We start from the raw sequence: 19320 nt of genomic DNA on the forward strand, positions 1-19320 counted from the left end.
TCATCGGCCCTTTTTTTGTTCCTGAATTCAGGCCACTTCGGCGGTCTGCTGCGCCCGCAGCCAGGCAATTTCTTCCGCCCAGATATCCGGGTTAATGGTTTCCAGAATCAGCGGGATACCATCGAAACGGTTATCCTGCATGATCCAACGAAAAGCATCATGGCCGATATTGCCTTCACCCAGGCTATGGTGACGGTCGACGCGGCTGCCAAAAGCGCTTTTGGCATCATTCAGATGCATGCCGCGCAGATACTGGAAGCCGACGATTCGTTCGAATTCGGCAAAGGTCTTTTCACACTCCTCCGCGCTGCGTAGGTCATAACCGGCGGCGAAAGCGTGGCAGGTATCAATGCAGACGCCAACGCGGGATTTGTCCTCAACGCCGTCAATGATGGCGGCCAGATGTTCAAATTTAAACCCGAGATTGCTGCCCTGGCCGGCGGTATTTTCGATAACCGCGGTCACGCCTTCGGTTTTCGCCAGCGCGATGTTGATGGATTCAGCGATACGCGCCAGGCATTCATCTTCCGGGATCTGCTGCAGGTGGCTGCCCGGATGGAAGTTGAGCAGCGTTAATCCCAACTGCTGGCAGCGGGTTAATTCATCGATAAACGCCTCGCGAGATTTCTCCAGCGCTTCTTCGACCGGATGACCGAGGTTAATGAGGTAGCTGTCGTGCGGCAGGATCTGCCCCGGGCCGAAGTGATATTTTTCGCAGGCGGCTTTGAATTCGGCAATCGCTTCGTCGGTGAGCGGCGCGGCGCGCCATTGACGCTGATTTTTGGTGAACAGGGCGAATGCGGTCGCTTCGATTTCGGCGGCGCGGATGGCGGCATTGGCCAACCCGCCGGAGGCGCTAACGTGCGCTCCAATGTATTTCATAAAAAACTCCAGTTAAGCCGCTGGGGGGAGGGTAATGATAGCGGCTTAACCGGAGAGTTACAGCAATGAATGAATATCGATGAGGAAACTTACTGTTTAACCAATCAGGTGGTGGATAGCGAAGTTAATCGCGGCGCCGCCAACAATTAGCCAGACGAACAGTACCAGCGCCATCAGCAGCGGCTTCGCACCGGCTTTTTTCAGCGCGCTGACGTGGGTGGTTAAGCCCAGCGCGGCCATTGCCATCGCCAGCAGTACGGTATCGAGGGTGACCAGCATATCGACTACGGCTTTTGGCAGCAGATGGAAGGAGTTAAACACCGCCACCAGAATAAACAGGATGGCAAACCACGGAATGGTGATTTTGCTCTTTTCGCCGTTACCGGCTGGCGCCAGCTGTTTCACACGAGCGGCGATGAACAGCAGGAACGGAGCCAGCATCATCACGCGCAGCATTTTGGCGATAACCGCGGCATTTTCGGCATCCGGGCTAACCGCGTGACCGGCGGCAACGACCTGGGCGACTTCATGCATGGTGGAGCCCATATAGATGCCGTAAGTTTCCGGAGTGAACCAGTGCGCCAGCAGCGGATACATCGCCGGGTAGAGGAAGATGGCTATAGTACCGAAGATAACCACTGTCGCCACGGCGACCGTCACTTTACTGGCTTCGGCTTTGACGACCGGCTCGGTGGCCAGAACCGCCGCGGCGCCGCAGATGCTGCTACCGGCGCCGATAAGCCAGCTGGTGTGTTTATCGAGCCCGAAAACCTTCTGCCCGAGGAAACAGGCGATAAAGAAGGTGCTGGACAGCGTCAGCACGTCAATCAGGATCCCGCTGACGCCGACGTCAGCAATCTGGGCAAACGTCAGACGAAAACCATAAAGAATGATCCCCAGTCGCAGCAGATACTGCTTGGCGAAAATCACCCCGCCGTCGCAGGACTGCCAAATTTTGGGATAAACGGTGTTACCGACCACCATGCCGAACAAGATAGCCAGCGTTAGCGCGCTGAAGCCCGCGCCGGCGATTGCAGGGAAACTGCCTGCCCACAGGGCGGCGCCGGTCAACGCGGCGGTCAGCGCCAGGCCTGGGACGAAATGCCACAGGGTGCGATGTTTAGTGGGTAAAGTGAGTGCTGTCATAACCTTCTCCTTTGTCTGGGCAAAGAATACGACTGACTGGTTTAAAAATAAAATTGATTATATATTTATAATCTATCGGAATAAGTGATAAACCCTTCATCCTTCAGGCCACAGCCTGATGATTTATGTCACCATAGCGTTGACGGTTATCCAGATTGGGCTAATAAACAGGTGAGTTATGCATATCACGCTACGGCAACTGGAAGTTTTTGCTGAGGTTTTGAAAAGCGGGTCAACGACTCAGGCGTCACAGATGCTGGCGCTGTCGCAGTCGGCGGTGAGCGCGGCTCTGACCGAACTAGAGGGGCAACTTGGCGTCCAGCTGTTTGACCGCGTCGGCAAACGGCTGGTGGTCAACGAGCACGGGCGTTTGCTCTATCCGCGCGCGCTTGCGCTGCTGGAGCGCGCCGGGGAGATAGAACAGCTGTTCCGTGGCGATAATGGCGCTATCCGCGTTTATGCCAGTAGCACCATTGGCAACTATATTCTGCCAGAAATCATCGCCCGCTACCGCCGCGATTTCCCCGAACTGCCGCTGGAACTGAGCGTCGGCAACAGCCAGGACGTGATTAATGCGGTCAGCGATCTGCGCGTCGATATTGGCCTGATTGAAGGCCCGTGCCACGCGGCGGATATTATCGCCGAGCCGTGGATTGAAGATGAACTGGTGGTGTTCGCCGCCCCTGATTCTCCATTCCTCGAAGGCGAATTGACGCTGCAACGGCTGGCGGAAGCACAGTGGATCCTTCGCGAGCATGGCTCCGGCACGCGGGAAATCGTCGACTACGTGCTGTTATCGCATCTGCCCGCGTTCCAGTTAGGCATGGAGCTTGGCAACTCAGAAGCCATTAAACATGCGGTCCGTCATGGGTTAGGCATTAGTTGCTTGTCGCGGCGGGTAATTGCTGAACAGCTGGCAGCCGGAACGCTGGTGGAGCTCAAGCTGCCGCTGCCGCGCCTGACGCGCACGTTGTGGCGTATTCGCCATCGGCAAAAGCACGTTTCCAAGGCGCTGCAGCGTTTTATCCGTTACTGCGAGGTGTAGCTGTATCCCTTATTGGCGCGTAGCCGTGCCGCACGCAGATCTCTGGGGTTCTGGCATAATGCCAGCTGCCCATGGGAACGGGTTCCCAGCAGCGAATGTAGTGCGGCGAGCTGTATACTGTAAAATGTAAGGTAAAAATGGCGCTGTTGATGACGATCAGCAGCACCAGCGTAAATCCGGCGATAGCCGTCAGCAGGCGATTTTCATAACTTCCATCGACCGTCTTACCATGCAGCACTCTGCGCATCCGCCAGGCGAATGAAAAAAAGAGCAGCGCGGAGCCGGTAAAATTAGCCTTCAGTAAGGAAATGGAGGCGAAGTCTGGCCAACCGCGCAATTTCAGTAACGGCAGATAGTCGGTTGCTAAATAGAGCGCGTAAATCCCTAATGCGGGCAAAATAAATCCTGCGATCAGCTGTTGCCAGATTCGCTGTGCGCGAGTGGTTTGTGGTTTAGCATTGGTGACTTTTGTTGGTTTCTTCACGGCTAGTTCTCCCGATTAGCAATGGGAGAGGGGTGTTGCACCCTTCTGCCGAAATAGTCGCACCAGTCGCTGTTCCATACGTACATATAAATGGTGTGTTTGCTGTATTGCTTGCACACGCCGTATTGCGGGTTATCCCGATAGTGGTCCATCGTGCGCCAGTCCAGCCAGGTGAAAGCCGCAATATAGATAAGAGAAAAGGCGCAGAAGACTTTGCACAGCCGAACCATCAGCCGCTTTTTCACTCCGACGCCCGCCAGTAGCCCCAGCAGTCCAGCAATCGCAAGAGGAAGCGCGCCGACAAGAAAAGTCTCCCTGTTATCGGTCAGGTAATTCGGCAGCCGCAACCAGTGTTCCAGCACCGTGATACTGGCGTACAGGCCAATAACGAATAGATACAGGCAGAAAATCGCCAGCAGCAGAAAGGCATCGGGGGCCAGACTGCGACGAGTGGGGGAAACCATAGGCTGACTCCTTCAGCATTGTGACAATCCTCGCGTTATTTTGCCGTAAGCTACGATTTTTTGTCTGTTTTTTTATGCGCCAATGCAGGATTACTGCTTTACTAATAATTTGTGTCAGATCATGAAGCTCTCTTATAACTTTGCATTTGTACCGGATGGACGGACGATCGTCTGCTACAATCGCGCCTCATTTTTTGGATGGATAGCATTTTCACATGGTTTCGGAAACTAAAACCACAGAAGCGCCCACGCTCCGCCGCGAGCTAAAAGCGCGCCACTTGACCATGATCGCTATTGGCGGTTCCATCGGTACAGGTCTTTTCGTTGCCTCTGGCGCAACAATTTCACAGGCAGGCCCCGGCGGCGCGCTGCTTTCCTACATTCTGATCGGTCTGATGGTATATTTCCTGATGACCAGTCTCGGTGAGCTGGCGGCGTTTATGCCGGTTTCAGGCTCCTTTGCCACCTACGGTCAGAACTACGTAGAAGAAGGCTTTGGCTTCGCGCTGGGCTGGAACTACTGGTACAACTGGGCGGTGACTATCGCCGTTGACCTCGTTGCCTCGCAGCTGGTGATGAGCTACTGGTTCCCGGATACCCCCGGCTGGATCTGGAGCGCGCTGTTCCTTGGTATCATGTTCCTGTTGAACTGGATCTCGGTACGCGGCTTCGGCGAAGCGGAGTACTGGTTCTCGCTGATTAAAGTTGCCACCGTGATTATCTTTATCATCGTCGGCATCATGATGATTTTTGGCATCTTCGAAGGCACGACGCCGGCGGGCTGGAGCAACTGGGGCATTGATGACGCGCCGTTTGCCGGCGGCTTTGCGGCGATGATCGGCGTGGCGATGATTGTCGGTTTCTCCTTCCAGGGCACCGAGCTCATCGGTATTGCCGCAGGCGAATCGGAAAACCCGGAGAAGAACATTCCGCGCGCGGTGCGTCAGGTGTTCTGGCGTATCCTGCTGTTCTATGTCTTCGCGATTTTGATTATCAGCCTGATCATCCCGTATACCGATCCGAGCCTGCTGCGTAACGACGTTAAAGATATTTCCGTTAGCCCGTTCACTCTGGTATTCGAGCACGCCGGTCTGCTCTCTGCGGCGGCGATCATGAACGCGGTTATCCTGACGGCGGTGCTGTCGGCGGGTAACTCCGGGATGTACGCCTCTACGCGTATGTTGTATACCCTGGCGTGCGACGGCAAAGCGCCGCGCATTTTCTCGAAGCTGTCGAGAGGCGGCGTACCGCGCAATGCGCTGTATGCGACTACCGTGATTGCGGCGCTGTGCTTCCTGACCTCGATGTTCGGCAACCAGACGGTTTATCTGTGGCTGCTGAATACCTCCGGGATGACCGGCTTTATCGCCTGGTTGGGTATTGCGATCAGCCACTACCGTTTCCGTCGTGGCTACGTGTTGCAGGGTAATGATATCAATAACCTGCCGTACCGTTCCGGCTTCTTCCCGCTGGGGCCGATCTTCGCTTTCGTACTGTGCCTTATCATCACCCTTGGCCAGAACTACGAAGCCTTCCTCAAGGACACCATTGATTGGGGCGGCGTGGCGGCGACCTACATCGGCATTCCGCTATTCCTGGTTATCTGGTTTGGTTACAAGCTGGTGAAAGGTACCCGCTTCGTGCGCTACAGCGAAATGAAGTTCCCGGAACGCTTTAAAGGCTAATTCCACACTTTACCGCTTTCGATAAAGCCCTCTTTTAAAGAGGGCTTTTTTTATGCCTGCAAGGATTACAAACGGACACACTTCTTCATAATTGTATTGATAATTGTAATCATTATCCTTATCATTTCGGAAAATTCAGGATGAAGCCAATCTCCCTATCTTGCCGCTCAACAACGAAAGGCAAGGGGTGACCAGCCACATCGACTGTAAAAAATTTGCACGCGGCCGCCAGAGCCGCGTGTCGACAAGATGTGCAAGCTGCACCCTTTGTTTGATTTGTAGTTGACCTCATGGAGATTTGGTATGTTCAGGTTAAACCCTTTTGCCCGGGCGGGACTGTGCGCGTCCGTCGTAGCATTGGCATTTCCGGCGCTGGCCGCAAATGATGACGAAACGCTGGTTGTCACCGCCGCGGCGACTGAACAGAGCGTCAAAGATGCCCCCGCCAGTATCAGCGTTATCACCCAGCAGGACTTGCAGCGTAAGCCGGTGCAGAACCTGAAGGACGTGCTGCGCGATGTGCCTGGCGTTCAGCTCACCAACGAAGGGGATAACCGTAAGGGAGTGAGTATTCGCGGCCTGAGTAGCAGCTATACGCTGATTCTCATCGATGGCAAACGGGTGAACTCGCGTAATGCTGTCTTCCGCCATAACGATTTCGATCTTAACTGGATCCCGGTGGACTCTATCGAGCGGATTGAAGTAGTGCGCGGCCCGATGTCTTCCCTGTACGGTTCCGACGCGCTCGGCGGCGTGGTCAACATCATTACCAAAAAAATCGGCCAGAAATGGACCGGTACCCTCAGCAGCGATGCCACCATTCAGGAACACCGCGATCGCGGTGACACTTACAACGGCCAGTTCTTCACCAGCGGTCCGCTGATTGACGGCGTGTTGGGCATGAAAGCCTACGGCAGCCTGGCGAAACGCAGTAAAGACGATCAACAATCTTCCAGCAACGCCGCGGGCGAAACGCCGCGCATTGAAGGTTTTACCAGCCGCGACGGCAACGTTGAGTTCGCCTGGACGCCAACGGAGAACCAGGACATTACCGCCGGCTACGGTTTCGATCGCCAGGATCGCGATTCAGACTCGCTCGACAAAAACCGCCTTGAACGCCAAAACTACTCTTTGACCCATAACGGGCGCTGGGATGTCGGCAATAGCGAAGTGAAATTCTACGGCGAGAAAGTGGATAACAAAAATCCAGGGCAGGCGGGCACTATTACTTCTGAGAGTAATGCGGTCGATGGTAAATATGTGATGCCGCTGGGTATGATCAACCAGATCGTCACCCTCGGCGGTGAATGGCGCCACGATAAACTCAAAGATCCGGTAAACCTGAGCAGCGGCGGCAAATCGACTTCCGCCAGCCAGTACGCGCTGTTCCTCGAAGATGAGTGGCGGATCTTTGAACCGCTGGCGCTGACCACCGGCATCCGTATGGACGATCACCAAACCTACGGCGATCACTGGAGCCCGCGTGCGTACCTGGTCTATAACGCCACCGATACCGTGACCGTGAAAGGCGGTTGGGCTACGGCCTTTAAAGCGCCGTCGCTGCTGCAATTGAACCCGGACTGGACCACCAACTCCTGTCGCGGCAGCTGCAGCATTATCGGTAACCCGAATCTGAAGCCGGAAACCAGCGAAAGCTTTGAGCTTGGTCTGTATTACAGCGGTGAAGAGGGCTGGCTGGAAGGTGTTGAAGGCAGCGTGACCGCCTTCCAGAACAACGTTGACGATATGATCGACATCCTGCGCACCTCCAGCGCCAGCGAGGCGCCGGGTTACCCGAACTTCGTCGGCTGGAAGACCGTGAACGGTAAGCGCGTGCCGGTATTCCGCTACTTCAACGTCAACAAAGCGCGGATTAAAGGCGTGGAGACCGAAGTGAAGGTTCCGTTCGGCGAAGAGTGGAAACTGACGGTCAACTATACCTATAACGATGGTCGCGATCTGAGCAACGGCGGCAATAAACCGCTACAGACGCTGCCGTTCCATACCGCTAACGGTACACTCGACTGGAAACCGCTGGAGGATTGGTCTTTCTATGTCACGGCCAACTATACCGGCGAGCAGCGAGCGGTAAGCGCGACGGGTAAAACCCCAGGCGGTTATACCATGTTCGATATCGGCGCCGCGTGGCAGGTCAGTAAAAACGTGAAACTGCGCTCCGGCGTGCTTAACGTCGGCGACAAAGATCTGAACCGCGACGATTACAGCTACACCGAAGATGGCCGTCGCTACTTTATGGCCGTCGATTACCGCTTCTGATAGCGATAAACCGGGCGATGTAAATCGCCCGCAGAGACTCGCGGCTGAAACTACTTCAGCAGGAACTGCGCATGGAAGCGCAGATGATCTTCTATAAAGGTGGCAATGAAATAGTAGCTGTGGTCGTAGCCGGGCTGGATACGCAGGCTCAGCGGCCACTGTTTCTGTCGCGCCACCTCTGCAAGGACCGCGGGCTGCAGCTGGGCGCCAAGAAACTGGTCGGCGTCACCCTGGTCAATTAAGGTCGGAATGGCATCCCCGGCCTGGCTTGCCTGCATCAGCGCGCAGCTGTCCCACTCCTGCCAGGTCGCTTCATCATCGCCCAGATAAGCGCTGAACGCTTTTTGTCCCCACGGAACTTTGCATGGGTTGACGATCGGCGCGAAGGCCGAGACGCTGGTAAAGCGCCCTGGGTTTTTCAGCGCCATGATGAGCGCGCCGTGGCCGCCCATCGAGTGGCCGCTGATGGCGCAACGGTCGGCGACCTGAAACTGGTGGTTAATCAACTGCGGCAGCTCATCGCGCAGGTAATCATACATGCGAAAATGGGCCGCCCACGGCGCCTGAGTGGCGTTGAGGTAAAAACCTGCGCCTTTACCGAGATCGTAACCGGCATCATCGGCGACGTCATCGCCGCGCGGGCTGGTGTCGGGCATCACCAGCGCGATACCAAGTTCGGCGGCTATCCGCTGAGCGCCGGCCTTAGTGGTGAAGTTTTCGTCATTGCAGGTCAAACCGGATAGCCAGTACAGCACCGGCGGTGGGGCGGTTTCCGTCGTCGGCGGTAAAAAAATGCTGAACGTCATCGCACAGTTCAGGGTACTGGAGTGATGACGCCAGCGCTGCTGCCGACCCTCGTAACAGCGATGTTCTTCAAGCAGTTCCATCCAGGGCTCCTCGGGTATCTATGTGTAATGCTTAATAATACAGATATTTCATTAACCGGTGAGTAACTTTCACTTTCCCGTCGCGCAAAGCTATTGCATCATTAATACGAGTTATAAAGAACATCTCAGAACATCTACAGTACTTATGATTGCGCGCGGTAGCGGCGGGGCTCGCTGGCGTGGCGCATCGACAACGTCCAACCGCAGCGGTAAAAATGAAAGGTTGCGCCAATTTCAATAATTATCGTGACGGCTACTGGATTATGTGCGCCACCTCACGCACAATGAGTGCAAACTTTGCCCTCAGAAGAGCAAAGAGCGCCACACCTGCAGGAGAACCTAAATGTCATCATTGAGTAAAGAAGCCATACTCGTTCATGAAGCGCTGGTCGCTCGTGGGCTGGAGACGCCGCTGCGTCCGCCAGTACAAGAAATTGATAATGAAACGCGCAAGCGTCTGATCGCCGGGCACATGACTGAGATTATGCAACTGCTGAATCTTGATCTCAGTGACGACAGCCTGATGGAGACTCCGCATCGCATCGCAAAAATGTACGTTGATGAGATTTTCTCCGGTCTGGATTACGCCAGATTCCCGAAAATCACCGTTATTGAAAACAAAATGAAAGTTGACGAGATGGTGACGGTTCGCGATATCACGCTGACCAGTACCTGTGAACATCACTTTGTGACGATTGACGGCAAAGCGACCGTTGCTTATATCCCGAAAGATTCGGTAATCGGCCTGTCGAAAATTAACCGCATCGTGCAGTTCTTTGCCCAGCGTCCACAGGTGCAGGAGCGCCTGACGCAGCAGATCCTTACCGCGCTGCAGACTCTGCTCGGTACCAGTAACGTCGCGGTATCCATTGATGCGGTGCATTACTGCGTGAAAGCGCGCGGCATCCGCGATGCGACCAGCGCCACGACCACCACTTCGCTTGGCGGTCTGTTTAAATCCAGCCAGAATACCCGCCAGGAGTTCCTGCGCGCCGTACGTCACCACAATTAATTCGGAGCAGGGTGCATGGAGAGAAACGTCACGCTGGACTTCGTTCGCGGCGTCGCCATCCTCGGCATTCTGCTACTGAATATCACCGCCTTCGGCTTGCCGAAGGCGGCCTATCTTAATCCGGCCTGGGCCGGGAGTATTTCGCCGAGCGACGCCTGGAGCTGGGCAATCCTCGATCTGTTTGCGCAGGTAAAATTTCTCACCCTGTTTGCTCTGCTGTTCGGCGCCGGATTGCAAATGCTGCTGGTACGCGGTAAACGCTGGATCCAGTCGCGGCTAACGCTGCTTGCCCTACTTGGTTTTATTCACGGTCTCTTTTTCTGGGACGGAGATATTCTGCTGGCCTATGCGTTGGTGGGGCTAATTGCCTGGCGCATGGTACGCGATGCCCATCACGTTAAATCGCTATTTAATACCGGCGTAGTGCTATATCTCATCGGTATTGCGGTGCTGGTATTGCTGGGGTTGATTTCCGGCAACGGCGCCAGTCGGTCATGGGTGCCCGATGCCGCGAATGTGCAGTATGAGCAGTTCTGGAAGCTCAAAGGCGGTATGGAGGCGGTGAGCAATCGCGCGGATATGCTGTCCGATAACCTGGTGGCGCTTGGCGTGCAGTACGGCTGGCAGCTGGCGGGGATGATGCTAATGGGCGCGGCGCTGATGCGCTGCGGCTGGTTGAAAGGGCAGTTTAGCCTTAGTCACTACCGCCGCGTCGGGGCTGTGCTGATTATTACCGGAATGATGGTAAATGTGCCGGCCATCGCCGCGCAGTGGTACTTGCAATGGGACTACCGCTGGTGTGGTTTTCTGCTGCAGGCGCCGCGTGAACTGGGCGCGCCGTTACAAACCATTGGCTATGCCGCGCTGGCGTGGGGATTCTGGCCGCAATTATGCCGCTTTCGTCTGGTCGGGGCGATTGCCTGCGTTGGGCGGATGGCGCTCAGTAACTATTTACTGCAAACCCTGATCTGCACCACGCTGTTCTATCATCTCGGCCTGTTTATGAAATTTGACCGTTTTCAGCTGTTGGCCTTTGTGCCGGCGGTGTGGGCCGTTAATCTCCTCTTCTCGCAGTTTTGGCTGCGTCATTTCCGCCAGGGGCCCGTTGAGTGGCTATGGCGACAGTTAACCCTGAGAGCCTCAGGGACATCATCCAGAGATACATCTGTATAACGATCTCGATCACAATCATTAACAAAATGGATGTAACCGTTTCCAGCGGTGTGACCTCACTCACGTAGCGCGGCGCGCGTCGCTGCCAGAATAGCCACCTTGCTGAACACAGGAGGTGGGTGTGACGTATTGCAATGCGATAAAGGCGGGTATGTATGATCACCATTCGTGATGTCGCCCGTCAGGCGGGGGTTTCGGTAGCAACGGTTTCGCGGGTGCTGAATAACAGCGCGCTGGTGAGCCCGGATACCCGGGAGGCAGTGATGAAGGCGGTCGCGCAACTGGGCTATCGGCCGAATGCCAATGCCCAGGCGCTGGCGACCCAGGTTAGCGATACCATTGGCGTGGTGGTGATGGATGTGTCAGACGCCTTTTTCGGCGCGCTGGTGAAAGCGGTGGATACCGTCGCGCAGCAGCATCAGAAATATGTGCTAATCGGCAACAGCTACCATGAAGCTGAAAAAGAGCGTAACGCCATTGAGGTGCTGATTCGCCAGCGCTGTTCGGCGCTTATCGTGCATTCGAAAGCGTTAAGCGATGCCGAACTTGGCGACTTTATGCAGCATATTCCGGGCATGGTGCTGATAAACCGCATTGTGCCGGGTTTCGCGCACCGCTGCGTGGGTCTCGATAACGTCAGCGGCGCGCTAATGGCTACGCGAATGCTGCTCAATCACGGCCATCAGCGGATTGGCTATCTTTCTTCCAATCACGGCATTGAGGATGATGAACTGCGCCGTGAAGGGTGGAGTAAAGCGCTGCAGGAGCAGGGCATTATCGCGCCGGATAGCTGGGTGGGCTCAGGTTCGCCGGATATGCAGGGCGGTGAAGCGGCGATGGTTGAACTGCTGGGGCGTAATTTAGGCCTGACGGCGGTGTTTGCCTATAACGACAGTATGGCTGCCGGCGCGCTCACCACCCTCAAGGATAACGGCATTACCGTGCCGCAGCATCTCTCGCTGATTGGTTTTGATGACATTCCCATTTCCCGTTACACCGATCCGCAGCTGACCACGGTGCGCTATCCCATAATGTCGATGGCTAAACTGGCTACCGAACTGGCGCTACAAGGGGCGGCAGGAAAACTCGATAGTGAGGCCAGCCACTGTTTTATGCCCACGCTGGTGCGGCGCCATTCGGTGACGCAGAAGCAAAGTGTGGGGCCGATCACTAACTGAATCTATCAATCGATGTAACCGCTTTCAATCTGTGAGTAAATTCACAGTATATTAACATTCCGCTGTTTATGATGGCAGCGTTGACCAGTCCGAACCAGGCTGTGCTGATGATGCGTTTAAACATCATCTTAAACAATAGGTTAGGCACTTGATGAAGCCGTTTTTCTGGAGCGTTACCCTACACGGAAGACAGAATTAACGTTGTGAATATCGTTGTGCGGTAACCCTAATGTAACAACTCCCGCCAGCTATCTTCACGCCAAAAAAAACGATGCAAAATAATAAAACCGGAGATTCCATGAATAAGAAGGTCTTAGCTCTGTCCGCCGTCATGGCTGGCATGCTTTTCGGCGCCGCAGCGCATGCCGCGGATACCCGTATCGGCGTTACGATCTACAAGTATGACGACAACTTCATGTCTGTCGTGCGTAAAGCTATCGAAAAAGACGGCAAATCTGCGCCGGATGTGAAACTGCTGATGAATGACTCGCAGAACGATCAGTCCAAACAGAACGATCAGATCGACGTGCTGCTGGCGAAAGGGGTGAAGGCGCTGGCCATCAACCTGGTTGACCCGGCGGCGGCGGGTACGGTTATCGACAAAGCGCGCGGGCAAAATGTGCCGGTGGTGTTCTTTAACAAAGAGCCATCGCGCAAGGCGCTGGATAGCTACGATAAAGCCTACTATGTAGGTACCGACTCCAAAGAATCCGGGATTATCCAGGGCGATCTTATCGCCAAACACTGGAAAGCGAACCCAAACTGGGATCTGAACAAAGATGGTCAGATTCAGTTTGTCCTGTTGAAAGGCGAGCCGGGCCACCCGGACGCCGAAGCGCGTACTTCCTACGTCATCAAAGAGCTGAATGAAAAAGGGCTTAAAACTCAGCAACTGGCGTTAGATACCGCCATGTGGGATACCGCGCAAGCGAAAGATAAAATGGACGCCTGGCTCTCCGGCCCGAACGCTAACAAAATCGAAGTGGTCATCGCTAACAACGATGCGATGGCGATGGGCGCGGTAGAAGCGCTGAAAGCGCATAACAAGAGCAGCATTCCGGTGTTCGGCGTCGATGCCCTGCCTGAAGCGCTGGCGCTGGTGAAATCCGGCGCGATGGCCGGTACCGTGCTGAACGATGCCAATAACCAGGCGAAAGCGACTTTCGATCTGGCGAAGAACCTGGCTGACGGCAAAGAGCCCGCTGCTGGCACCAACTGGAAAATTGAGAATAAGATTGTCCGCGTACCGTACGTAGGCGTCGATAAAGACAACCTCAGCCAGTTTATCGGTAAATAAGTTTTACATGCATTGCGGGCGCGTTCAGCGCGCCCGATTATTCCTGATACCGAAGCCGATTTTGCTGCGATATAACTTATCGTCGCGGATCGTCACGAACGCAGCCAGGTATAACTATGGTCAGCAATAATAGCGTACAGTCGGGCGAATATTTGTTGGAAATGAGCGACATCAACAAATCCTTCCCCGGCGTTAAAGCTCTTGATAATGTCAACCTGAAGGTTCGTCCGCACTCTATCCATGCATTAATGGGGGAGAATGGCGCGGGTAAATCGACATTATTAAAATGCTTATTTGGGATCTATCAAAAAGATTCCGGCAGTATTCTTTTTCAGGGAAAAGAGATCGATTTCCATTCGGCGAAAGAAGCGTTGGAAAACGGTATTTCTATGGTGCACCAGGAATTAAACCTGGTACTTCAACGTTCGGTCATGGACAACATGTGGCTGGGACGCTACCCCACCAAAGGCATGTTTGTCGATCAGGATAAAATGTATCGCGATACCAAAGCGATATTTGATGAGCTCGATATTGATATTGATCCGCGCGCTCGCGTGGGAACTTTATCGGTATCTCAGATGCAGATGATTGAAATTGCGAAAGCATTCTCCTATGACGCCAAAATCGTCATTATGGATGAGCCTACCTCATCGCTGACAGAAAAAGAGGTCAATCACCTGTTTAAAATAATCCGCAAGCTGAAAGAGCGTGGCTGCGGTATTGTTTATATCTCCCATAAAATGGAGGAGATATTTCAGCTATGCGATGAGATTACGATCCTGCGCGATGGTCAGTGGATTGCCACCCAGCCGCTGGAAGGGCTGGATATGGATAAGATCATTGCGATGATGGTTGGCCGTTCGCTGAACCAGCGTTTTCCGGATAAACAAAACAAACCGGGCGAAGTAATCCTTGAAGTTCGAAACCTGACCTCGTTGCGCCAGCCGTCAATTCGCGATGTCTCATTCGATCTGCATAAAGGCGAAATCCTCGGCATTGCCGGACTGGTGGGCGCTAAACGTACCGATATTGTTGAAACGCTGTTTGGCATCCGCGAAAAGGCCAGCGGCACCATTATCCTGCATGGTAAAAAAATTAATAACCATAGCGCTAACGAAGCGATTAACCACGGCTTTGCGTTGGTAACCGAAGAGCGTCGTTCGACGGGAATTTATGCTTACCTCGATATTGGTTTTAACTCGCTGATATCAAATATCAAGAAGTATAAAAACAAGGTCGGCCTGCTGGATAATTCGCGGATGAAAAGCGATACCCAATGGGTTATCGATTCCATGCGGGTTAAAACCCCGGGCCATCAAACGCAAATCGGTTCGCTTTCCGGTGGTAACCAACAGAAGGTTATTATCGGCCGTTGGTTATTAACCCAGCCGGAAATATTAATGCTTGATGAACCGACCCGCGGAATTGACGTCGGGGCCAAATTCGAAATTTACCAGCTGATTGCCGAACTGGCCAAAAAAGATAAAGGCATCATTATTATCTCTTCTGAAATGCCGGAGCTGCTGGGAATTACCGACCGTATTCTGGTTATGAGCAACGGGCTGGTTGCCGGAATTGTTGAGACCAAAACCACGACGCAAAATGAAATTCTGCGTCTTGCATCATTGCACCTTTGAGATCAGGGGCTTTCCATGAGTGCGTTAAATAAAAAGAGTTTCCTCACTTACCTGAAAGAGGGTGGGATTTACGTTGTCCTTTTGGTCTTGCTGGCCATTATTATTTTCCAGGACCCGACCTTCTTAAGTCTGCTGAACTTAAGTAACATCCTGACGCAATCCTCGGTACGTATTATCATCGCGCTCGGCGTCGCCGGGCTGATTGTCACCCAGGGGACCGACCTTTCCGCCGGACGTCAGGTGGGTCTGGCGGCGGTGGTAGCGGCTACCATGCTGCAGGCGGTGGATAACGCCAACAAGGTGTTCCCGGAGATGGCGACCATGCCGATTCCGTTGGTGATTCTGCTGGTCTGCGCGATCGGCGCGGTGATTGGCTTGATTAACGGTATCGTCATTGCCTATCTCAACGTGACGCCGTTTATCACTACCCTGGGCACGATGATCATCGTTTACGGTATCAACTCCCTGTACTACGACTTTGTCGGCGCGTCGCCTATTTCCGGTTTCGACAGCCACTTCTCGCAGTTTGCCCAGGGCTTTGTCGCTTTAGGTTCATTCCGCCTGTCGTACATTACTTTCTACGCGCTGATCGCTATCTTCTTCGTGTGGATCCTGTGGAATAAAACCCGTTTCGGTAAAAACATCTTCGCTATCGGCGGCAATCCGGAAGCGGCGCGTGTCTCCGGCGTTAACGTGGCGCTGAACCTGCTCATGATTTATGCCCTGTCCGGGGTGTTTTACGCCTTCGGCGGGCTTCTGGAAGCCGGACGTATCGGTTCGGCGACCAACAACCTCGGCTTTATGTACGAACTGGATGCGATTGCCGCTTGCGTGGTGGGGGGCGTTTCCTTCAGCGGCGGCGTGGGTACGGTTTTCGGCGTGGTGACCGGGGTTATTATCTTTACCGTCATCAACTATGGTCTGACCTACATCGGCGTCAATCCGTACTGGCAGTACATTATTAAAGGGGCGATTATCATCTTCGCCGTGGCGCTGGATTCACTGAAATACGCGCGCAAGAAATAAGATTGAACGCATCAAAAACCCGCGCCTGGCGCGGGTTTTTTTATACCTCAAATCGACCAAACGACGGCGGCTATTTTTCTTTCTGTAGCTCCAGTAACTGCTCGGGCGTGACCGCCGGGTAGGATTGCGCATCCTCCGGAACTTCATGCTGCTGCGCCGGGATGGGGATCAGCGGCCCGAGGAAACGTGGTTCGCGTTTGAAGATATAGAGATCCGCCAGCGCGCCAAACCGGGCGCCAAACTCGCGCAGACGCACGGTCCACATATCCTTCGGCGAAGGCACCGCATAGCACTGCGCCTGAATCCCCATATGCAGGGCGATAAACAATGCACGCTCGCAGTGGAAGCGCTGGGTGATAATAATAAAATCATTGGTATCGAACACTTTGCGGGTGCGCACGATCGAATCGAGGGTGCGGAAACCGGCGTAGTCCAGCACGATATCCGCCGGATCGACGCCGGCTTTGATCAGATCGCGGCGCATGGTCATCGGTTCGTTATAGCTTTGCAGGGCGTTGTCACCGCTTAACAGCAGATAATTAACCTTACCGCTATTGTAGGCGTTGAGCGCGCCCTGGATCCGGTAACGATAATACTGATTGATCACGCCGGTGCGATAATATTTGGCAGTACCCAACACCACGCCAACCTGGCGATAGGGGAGATCCTGCAGCTCATCGTAAATATAGGGCGCGGTTTTCCAGCTCATCCAGCGGTCAAGACCCAGCACGGTCAACAGCAGCAGGCCGAGCAGGACTAACAGGCTGTATAACACACGCTTTAACATGAACTTGACTCAATGGTGGACGAGGGAAGCTTCAGGCTACTTTACCCGCCGGGTAAGCGCAAGAAACCATCGTTTAATTGCGGGGATTTTCAGCAATATGGCAGATTACCGAATCCAGGCCGGAGAAGCCAAAGGCGCATCCGGCAATCTGCTCAGACTATCGGGCTAGTTAACCTAACAGCACGCGGTCGATATTCTGACAGCCTAACGCTTTCAGGGTTGCGACGGTCGCATCCCACTGGATAAGCGATGCATCGGCTTTCTCGGCCAGCAGCGCGCGCTGGATATCCGGATAGTCGTAACCGTTAAGGCTCAGCAGGTTCAGCGCGCCCTGCAGCGGCGGTAGCGTCGGATTGAACGCCGCGTTTTCCGCGTAGCTGCCGCAGAAAATGGTGCCGTCTTTCAGCTCCAGCGCCACGCCGGAAGGGGAGTCGCTGTACGGCGCGTGGCAGCGGTTCGCCGCCTGAATAGCCGCCTGCGTGAGCGCATCGCCGCTGAGAGGGAAGCCGTGATCCTGCTCATCCATCAACAGAGTTTTGATTTCCAGATCTTTCGGGCCAAAGGCGTCCGGCAGATAGTGCTGCAGGGAGTGCGCTTCGCGACCCGGCAGATGAATGCGCAGCGCCAGACCGCTGTTCAGTTCATTCATAAACTGGCGGCAGTGGCCGCAAGGCGTGTAGTTGACGGTAATGGCGCGCAGGGATTTTTCGCCGCGTAGCCAGGCGTGGCTGATGGCGCTCTGTTCCGCGTGGACGGTCTGTTGCATGGTGGCGCCGAGGAATTCCATGTTACCGCCGAAGTACCAGCGACCGCTCACGCCGCGGGCGATAGCGCCAACGTTAAAGTGAGAAAGATCGGCGCGGGCGCAGGCGGCGGCAAGCGGCAGTAGCGCAAAGGCCAGCGCGTCTTCATCCAAACCTGTTGCTTGTTGTAGCGTCGCCACCTGATCGGCTTCGAGCAGCGCCGGGAAGTGCGGGTCTGCGAGCATCGGGGCGATGGCCGCCTGCAGGTCTGCCGCCAGATTAGTCAAAGCAGCTTGAAAACGAGAGTGCATAGCGTTGCCTCATAACAATGTAATGGGAAGCTAGTGTACGGGCCCGCACGGGACCCATATGTGATATGGGTCTCATTGTTTATGCAACGATAACTTGTTGCATTTATAAATGTGATATAAATCACATTTATCCGACAACAGCGACAATCACCGGGAACAGAAAAGGCGCGACCAGCGAGGTAATAATTCCGCACAGTACCAGCGCCAGAGAGCTAAACGCCCCTTCCTGGTAGTCCAGTTCGGCGCAACGCGCGGTGCCGAGGGCGTGCGAGGCGGTACCCATCGACAGGCCGCGGGATGCTTTAGTATGAATACGCATGGCGTTAAGCAGCGTATGGCCGAACACCGCGCCGAGGATCCCAACGAAAATGACGCACACGGCGCTAATCGCTGGAATACCGCCAATACTGCCGCTGACCGCCATGGCAATTGGCGTGGTGACGGATTTTGGCATGATGGAAGCGGCTATTTGCGGGGTGGCGCCCATCAGCAGAGCGACGGTGGTACCGGTGATCATCGCCACGCAGCTACCGATAAAGCAGATGGTGATGATGGATTTCCAACGCGCGCGGATCTGGTGCAGTTGTTCATATAGCGGAAAGGCCAGCGCAACCACCGCCGGCTGCAGCAGATCGTTAAGGATTTTGCTGCCGGCAAAATAGCGTTCATAAGAAATACCGGTGACCAGCAGGAAAGGAATAATGACCACCATGGCGACCAGCAGCGGGTTGAGCAGCGGAAATTTAAACCGCGCCGCCAGCTTGCGGGCAAGGAAAAAGACAATCAGCGTTAACGGTAGCGACCACCACATTTCATGGATCATTTTTTACTTCCTTTTTGCCCGATGATTTTGCGTTCACCGTGGACCAGATGCGAGCTCCAGCTCACCACCAAAAAGACTAATAAGGTACTGACGGCGCAGGATACCGCCACCGGCCCCAGCTGCGCGCGCAGCAAATCCCAGTACTGCATTACGCCAACGCCGATAGGCACAAACAGCAGCGCCATGTAGCGAATCAGAATGTTGCAGCCGGGATTGACCCACTGCGGCGGCATAATTTGCAGCGCCAGCAGCACGAACAAAATCAGCATGCCGATAATGCTGCCGGGGATGGTGATGGGCAGCAGCCCGGCGATAAAAATGCCTGCATACAAGCAGGCGTAAATCAGGACGAAAGCTCGCACATACTGCCAGATAATATTCAGCGACTTACTCATGGTAATAACCCTTGATGAACTGCCATTCATCATACAATTAAACCCTGAAATGTGCTACCGATCACATC

Annotated in this window: 18 protein-coding genes; 9 read left to right on the plus strand and 9 right to left on the minus strand. The window is 54.4% G+C overall.

The features are described from left to right. Nucleotides 1-27: 27 nt before the first annotated feature. Nucleotides 28-882, minus strand: coding sequence for a deoxyribonuclease IV (nfo, locus tag ABLV17_RS00825; protein WP_020078284.1), 855 nt, complete (start codon nucleotides 880-882; stop codon nucleotides 28-30). 96 nt (nucleotides 883-978) lie between these two features. Continuing rightward, complete coding sequence (locus tag ABLV17_RS00830; RefSeq protein WP_113374360.1) at nucleotides 979-2028, minus strand: YeiH family protein; 1050 nt, start codon at nucleotides 2026-2028, stop codon at nucleotides 979-981. A 178-nt stretch (nucleotides 2029-2206) separates the two neighbouring features. On the opposite strand from ABLV17_RS00830, the gene yieE reads away from it, so the two are divergent. Next, nucleotides 2207-3073 carry a DNA-binding transcriptional regulator YeiE gene (yieE, locus tag ABLV17_RS00835; RefSeq protein ID WP_087860155.1) on the plus strand — a complete coding sequence of 289 codons (867 nt, stop codon included), beginning with the start codon at nucleotides 2207-2209 and terminating at the stop codon, nucleotides 3071-3073. Here yieE and ABLV17_RS00840 read toward each other — a convergent pair. Together ABLV17_RS00840 and ABLV17_RS00845 are read right to left on the minus strand one after the other, a co-directional pair. Then, complete coding sequence (locus ABLV17_RS00840; protein WP_271031707.1) at nucleotides 3051-3557, minus strand: hypothetical protein; 507 nt, start codon at nucleotides 3555-3557, stop codon at nucleotides 3051-3053. The two genes, yieE and ABLV17_RS00840, sit on opposite strands and share 23 nt — an antisense overlap. A 2-nt stretch (nucleotides 3558-3559) precedes the next feature. Then, nucleotides 3560-4021 carry a hypothetical protein gene (locus ABLV17_RS00845; protein ID WP_308958355.1) on the minus strand — a complete coding sequence of 154 codons (462 nt, stop codon included), beginning with the start codon at nucleotides 4019-4021 and terminating at the stop codon, nucleotides 3560-3562. A 215-nt stretch (nucleotides 4022-4236) separates the two neighbouring features. Here ABLV17_RS00845 and ABLV17_RS00850 point away from each other — a divergent pair, with 215 nt between their 5' ends. Together ABLV17_RS00850 and cirA are read left to right on the plus strand one after the other, a co-directional pair. Continuing rightward, nucleotides 4237-5706, plus strand: a complete 1470-nt coding sequence (locus ABLV17_RS00850; RefSeq protein WP_045376788.1) for an amino acid permease — start codon at nucleotides 4237-4239, stop codon at nucleotides 5704-5706. Between the two features lie 303 nt (nucleotides 5707-6009). Next, the gene (gene cirA / locus ABLV17_RS00855; protein ID WP_045391307.1) at nucleotides 6010-7983 is read left to right on the plus strand and encodes a catecholate siderophore receptor CirA; all 1974 of its coding nucleotides are present in this window, start codon (nucleotides 6010-6012) and stop codon (nucleotides 7981-7983) included. Between the two features lie 50 nt (nucleotides 7984-8033). Here cirA and fghA read toward each other — a convergent pair whose 3' ends face one another. Next, nucleotides 8034-8870 carry an S-formylglutathione hydrolase gene (gene fghA, locus ABLV17_RS00860; RefSeq protein ID WP_113374363.1) on the minus strand — a complete coding sequence of 279 codons (837 nt, stop codon included), beginning with the start codon at nucleotides 8868-8870 and terminating at the stop codon, nucleotides 8034-8036. Nucleotides 8871-9213: 343 nt separating this feature from the next. Between fghA and folE the strand changes: the two genes are divergently transcribed. The 6 genes from folE (at nucleotide 9214) to mglC (ending at nucleotide 16193) form a co-directional block, all read left to right on the plus strand. Next, on the plus strand, nucleotides 9214-9882 hold the full coding sequence (folE, locus tag ABLV17_RS00865; protein ID WP_015365708.1) for a GTP cyclohydrolase I FolE: 669 nt from the start codon (nucleotides 9214-9216) through the stop codon (nucleotides 9880-9882). Between the two features lie 15 nt (nucleotides 9883-9897). After that, nucleotides 9898-11055: a DUF418 domain-containing protein YeiB gene (gene yeiB / locus ABLV17_RS00870; RefSeq protein ID WP_087860162.1), complete on the plus strand. Its 1158-nt coding sequence runs from the start codon at nucleotides 9898-9900 to the stop codon at nucleotides 11053-11055. 155 nt (nucleotides 11056-11210) lie between these two features. Next, nucleotides 11211-12233, plus strand: coding sequence for an HTH-type transcriptional regulator GalS (gene galS / locus ABLV17_RS00875; protein ID WP_271031705.1), 1023 nt, complete (start codon nucleotides 11211-11213; stop codon nucleotides 12231-12233). 298 nt (nucleotides 12234-12531) lie between these two features. After that, nucleotides 12532-13530 (plus strand): galactose/glucose ABC transporter substrate-binding protein MglB, encoded by a 999-nt coding sequence (mglB, locus tag ABLV17_RS00880; protein ID WP_045391288.1) that lies wholly within the window; start codon nucleotides 12532-12534, stop codon nucleotides 13528-13530. Between the two features lie 116 nt (nucleotides 13531-13646). Continuing rightward, on the plus strand, nucleotides 13647-15167 hold the full coding sequence (gene mglA, locus ABLV17_RS00885; RefSeq protein WP_271031704.1) for a galactose/methyl galactoside ABC transporter ATP-binding protein MglA: 1521 nt from the start codon (nucleotides 13647-13649) through the stop codon (nucleotides 15165-15167). Between the two features lie 15 nt (nucleotides 15168-15182). After that, the gene (gene mglC, locus ABLV17_RS00890; protein ID WP_015365713.1) at nucleotides 15183-16193 is read left to right on the plus strand and encodes a galactose/methyl galactoside ABC transporter permease MglC; all 1011 of its coding nucleotides are present in this window, start codon (nucleotides 15183-15185) and stop codon (nucleotides 16191-16193) included. A 70-nt stretch (nucleotides 16194-16263) separates the two neighbouring features. On the opposite strand, the gene sanA is transcribed toward mglC, so the two are convergent. The 4 genes from sanA to ABLV17_RS00910 form a co-directional block, all read right to left on the minus strand. After that, entirely contained in the window at nucleotides 16264-16980 is a 717-nt protein-coding gene (gene sanA, locus ABLV17_RS00895) for an outer membrane permeability protein SanA (protein WP_015365714.1), read from the minus strand. 169 nt (nucleotides 16981-17149) lie between these two features. After that, a complete protein-coding gene (gene cdd / locus ABLV17_RS00900) occupies nucleotides 17150-18034 on the minus strand; it encodes a cytidine deaminase (protein WP_087860163.1) in 885 nt (294 codons plus the stop codon). 127 nt (nucleotides 18035-18161) lie between these two features. Then, nucleotides 18162-18857 carry a CidB/LrgB family autolysis modulator gene (locus ABLV17_RS00905; RefSeq protein ID WP_015365717.1) on the minus strand — a complete coding sequence of 232 codons (696 nt, stop codon included), beginning with the start codon at nucleotides 18855-18857 and terminating at the stop codon, nucleotides 18162-18164. Further along, complete coding sequence (locus ABLV17_RS00910; protein ID WP_020078292.1) at nucleotides 18854-19252, minus strand: CidA/LrgA family protein; 399 nt, start codon at nucleotides 19250-19252, stop codon at nucleotides 18854-18856. The genes ABLV17_RS00905 and ABLV17_RS00910 overlap by 4 nt, the downstream gene beginning before the upstream one ends. Nucleotides 19253-19320: the final 68 nt, after the last annotated feature.

The organism is Klebsiella sp. CN_Kp091, from assembly GCF_040065095.1.
Lineage (GTDB): Bacteria > Pseudomonadota > Gammaproteobacteria > Enterobacterales > Enterobacteriaceae > Klebsiella > Klebsiella aerogenes.

Coding starts and splice junctions, on each gene's coding strand:
- nfo (WP_020078284.1), bottom strand. CDS start 882: ATGAAATACATTGGAGCGCACGTTAGCGCCTCCGGCGGGTTGGCCAAT.
- ABLV17_RS00830 (WP_113374360.1), bottom strand. CDS start 2,028: ATGACAGCACTCACTTTACCCACTAAACATCGCACCCTGTGGCATTTC.
- yieE (WP_087860155.1), top strand. CDS start 2,207: ATGCATATCACGCTACGGCAACTGGAAGTTTTTGCTGAGGTTTTGAAA.
- ABLV17_RS00845 (WP_308958355.1), bottom strand. CDS start 4,021: ATGGTTTCCCCCACTCGTCGCAGTCTGGCCCCCGATGCCTTTCTGCTG.
- ABLV17_RS00850 (WP_045376788.1), top strand. CDS start 4,237: ATGGTTTCGGAAACTAAAACCACAGAAGCGCCCACGCTCCGCCGCGAG.
- cirA (WP_045391307.1), top strand. CDS start 6,010: ATGTTCAGGTTAAACCCTTTTGCCCGGGCGGGACTGTGCGCGTCCGTC.
- fghA (WP_113374363.1), bottom strand. CDS start 8,870: ATGGAACTGCTTGAAGAACATCGCTGTTACGAGGGTCGGCAGCAGCGC.
- folE (WP_015365708.1), top strand. CDS start 9,214: ATGTCATCATTGAGTAAAGAAGCCATACTCGTTCATGAAGCGCTGGTC.
- yeiB (WP_087860162.1), top strand. CDS start 9,898: ATGGAGAGAAACGTCACGCTGGACTTCGTTCGCGGCGTCGCCATCCTC.
- galS (WP_271031705.1), top strand. CDS start 11,211: ATGATCACCATTCGTGATGTCGCCCGTCAGGCGGGGGTTTCGGTAGCA.
- mglB (WP_045391288.1), top strand. CDS start 12,532: ATGAATAAGAAGGTCTTAGCTCTGTCCGCCGTCATGGCTGGCATGCTT.
- mglA (WP_271031704.1), top strand. CDS start 13,647: ATGGTCAGCAATAATAGCGTACAGTCGGGCGAATATTTGTTGGAAATG.
- mglC (WP_015365713.1), top strand. CDS start 15,183: ATGAGTGCGTTAAATAAAAAGAGTTTCCTCACTTACCTGAAAGAGGGT.
- sanA (WP_015365714.1), bottom strand. CDS start 16,980: ATGTTAAAGCGTGTGTTATACAGCCTGTTAGTCCTGCTCGGCCTGCTG.
- cdd (WP_087860163.1), bottom strand. CDS start 18,034: ATGCACTCTCGTTTTCAAGCTGCTTTGACTAATCTGGCGGCAGACCTG.
- ABLV17_RS00905 (WP_015365717.1), bottom strand. CDS start 18,857: ATGATCCATGAAATGTGGTGGTCGCTACCGTTAACGCTGATTGTCTTT.
- ABLV17_RS00910 (WP_020078292.1), bottom strand. CDS start 19,252: ATGAGTAAGTCGCTGAATATTATCTGGCAGTATGTGCGAGCTTTCGTC.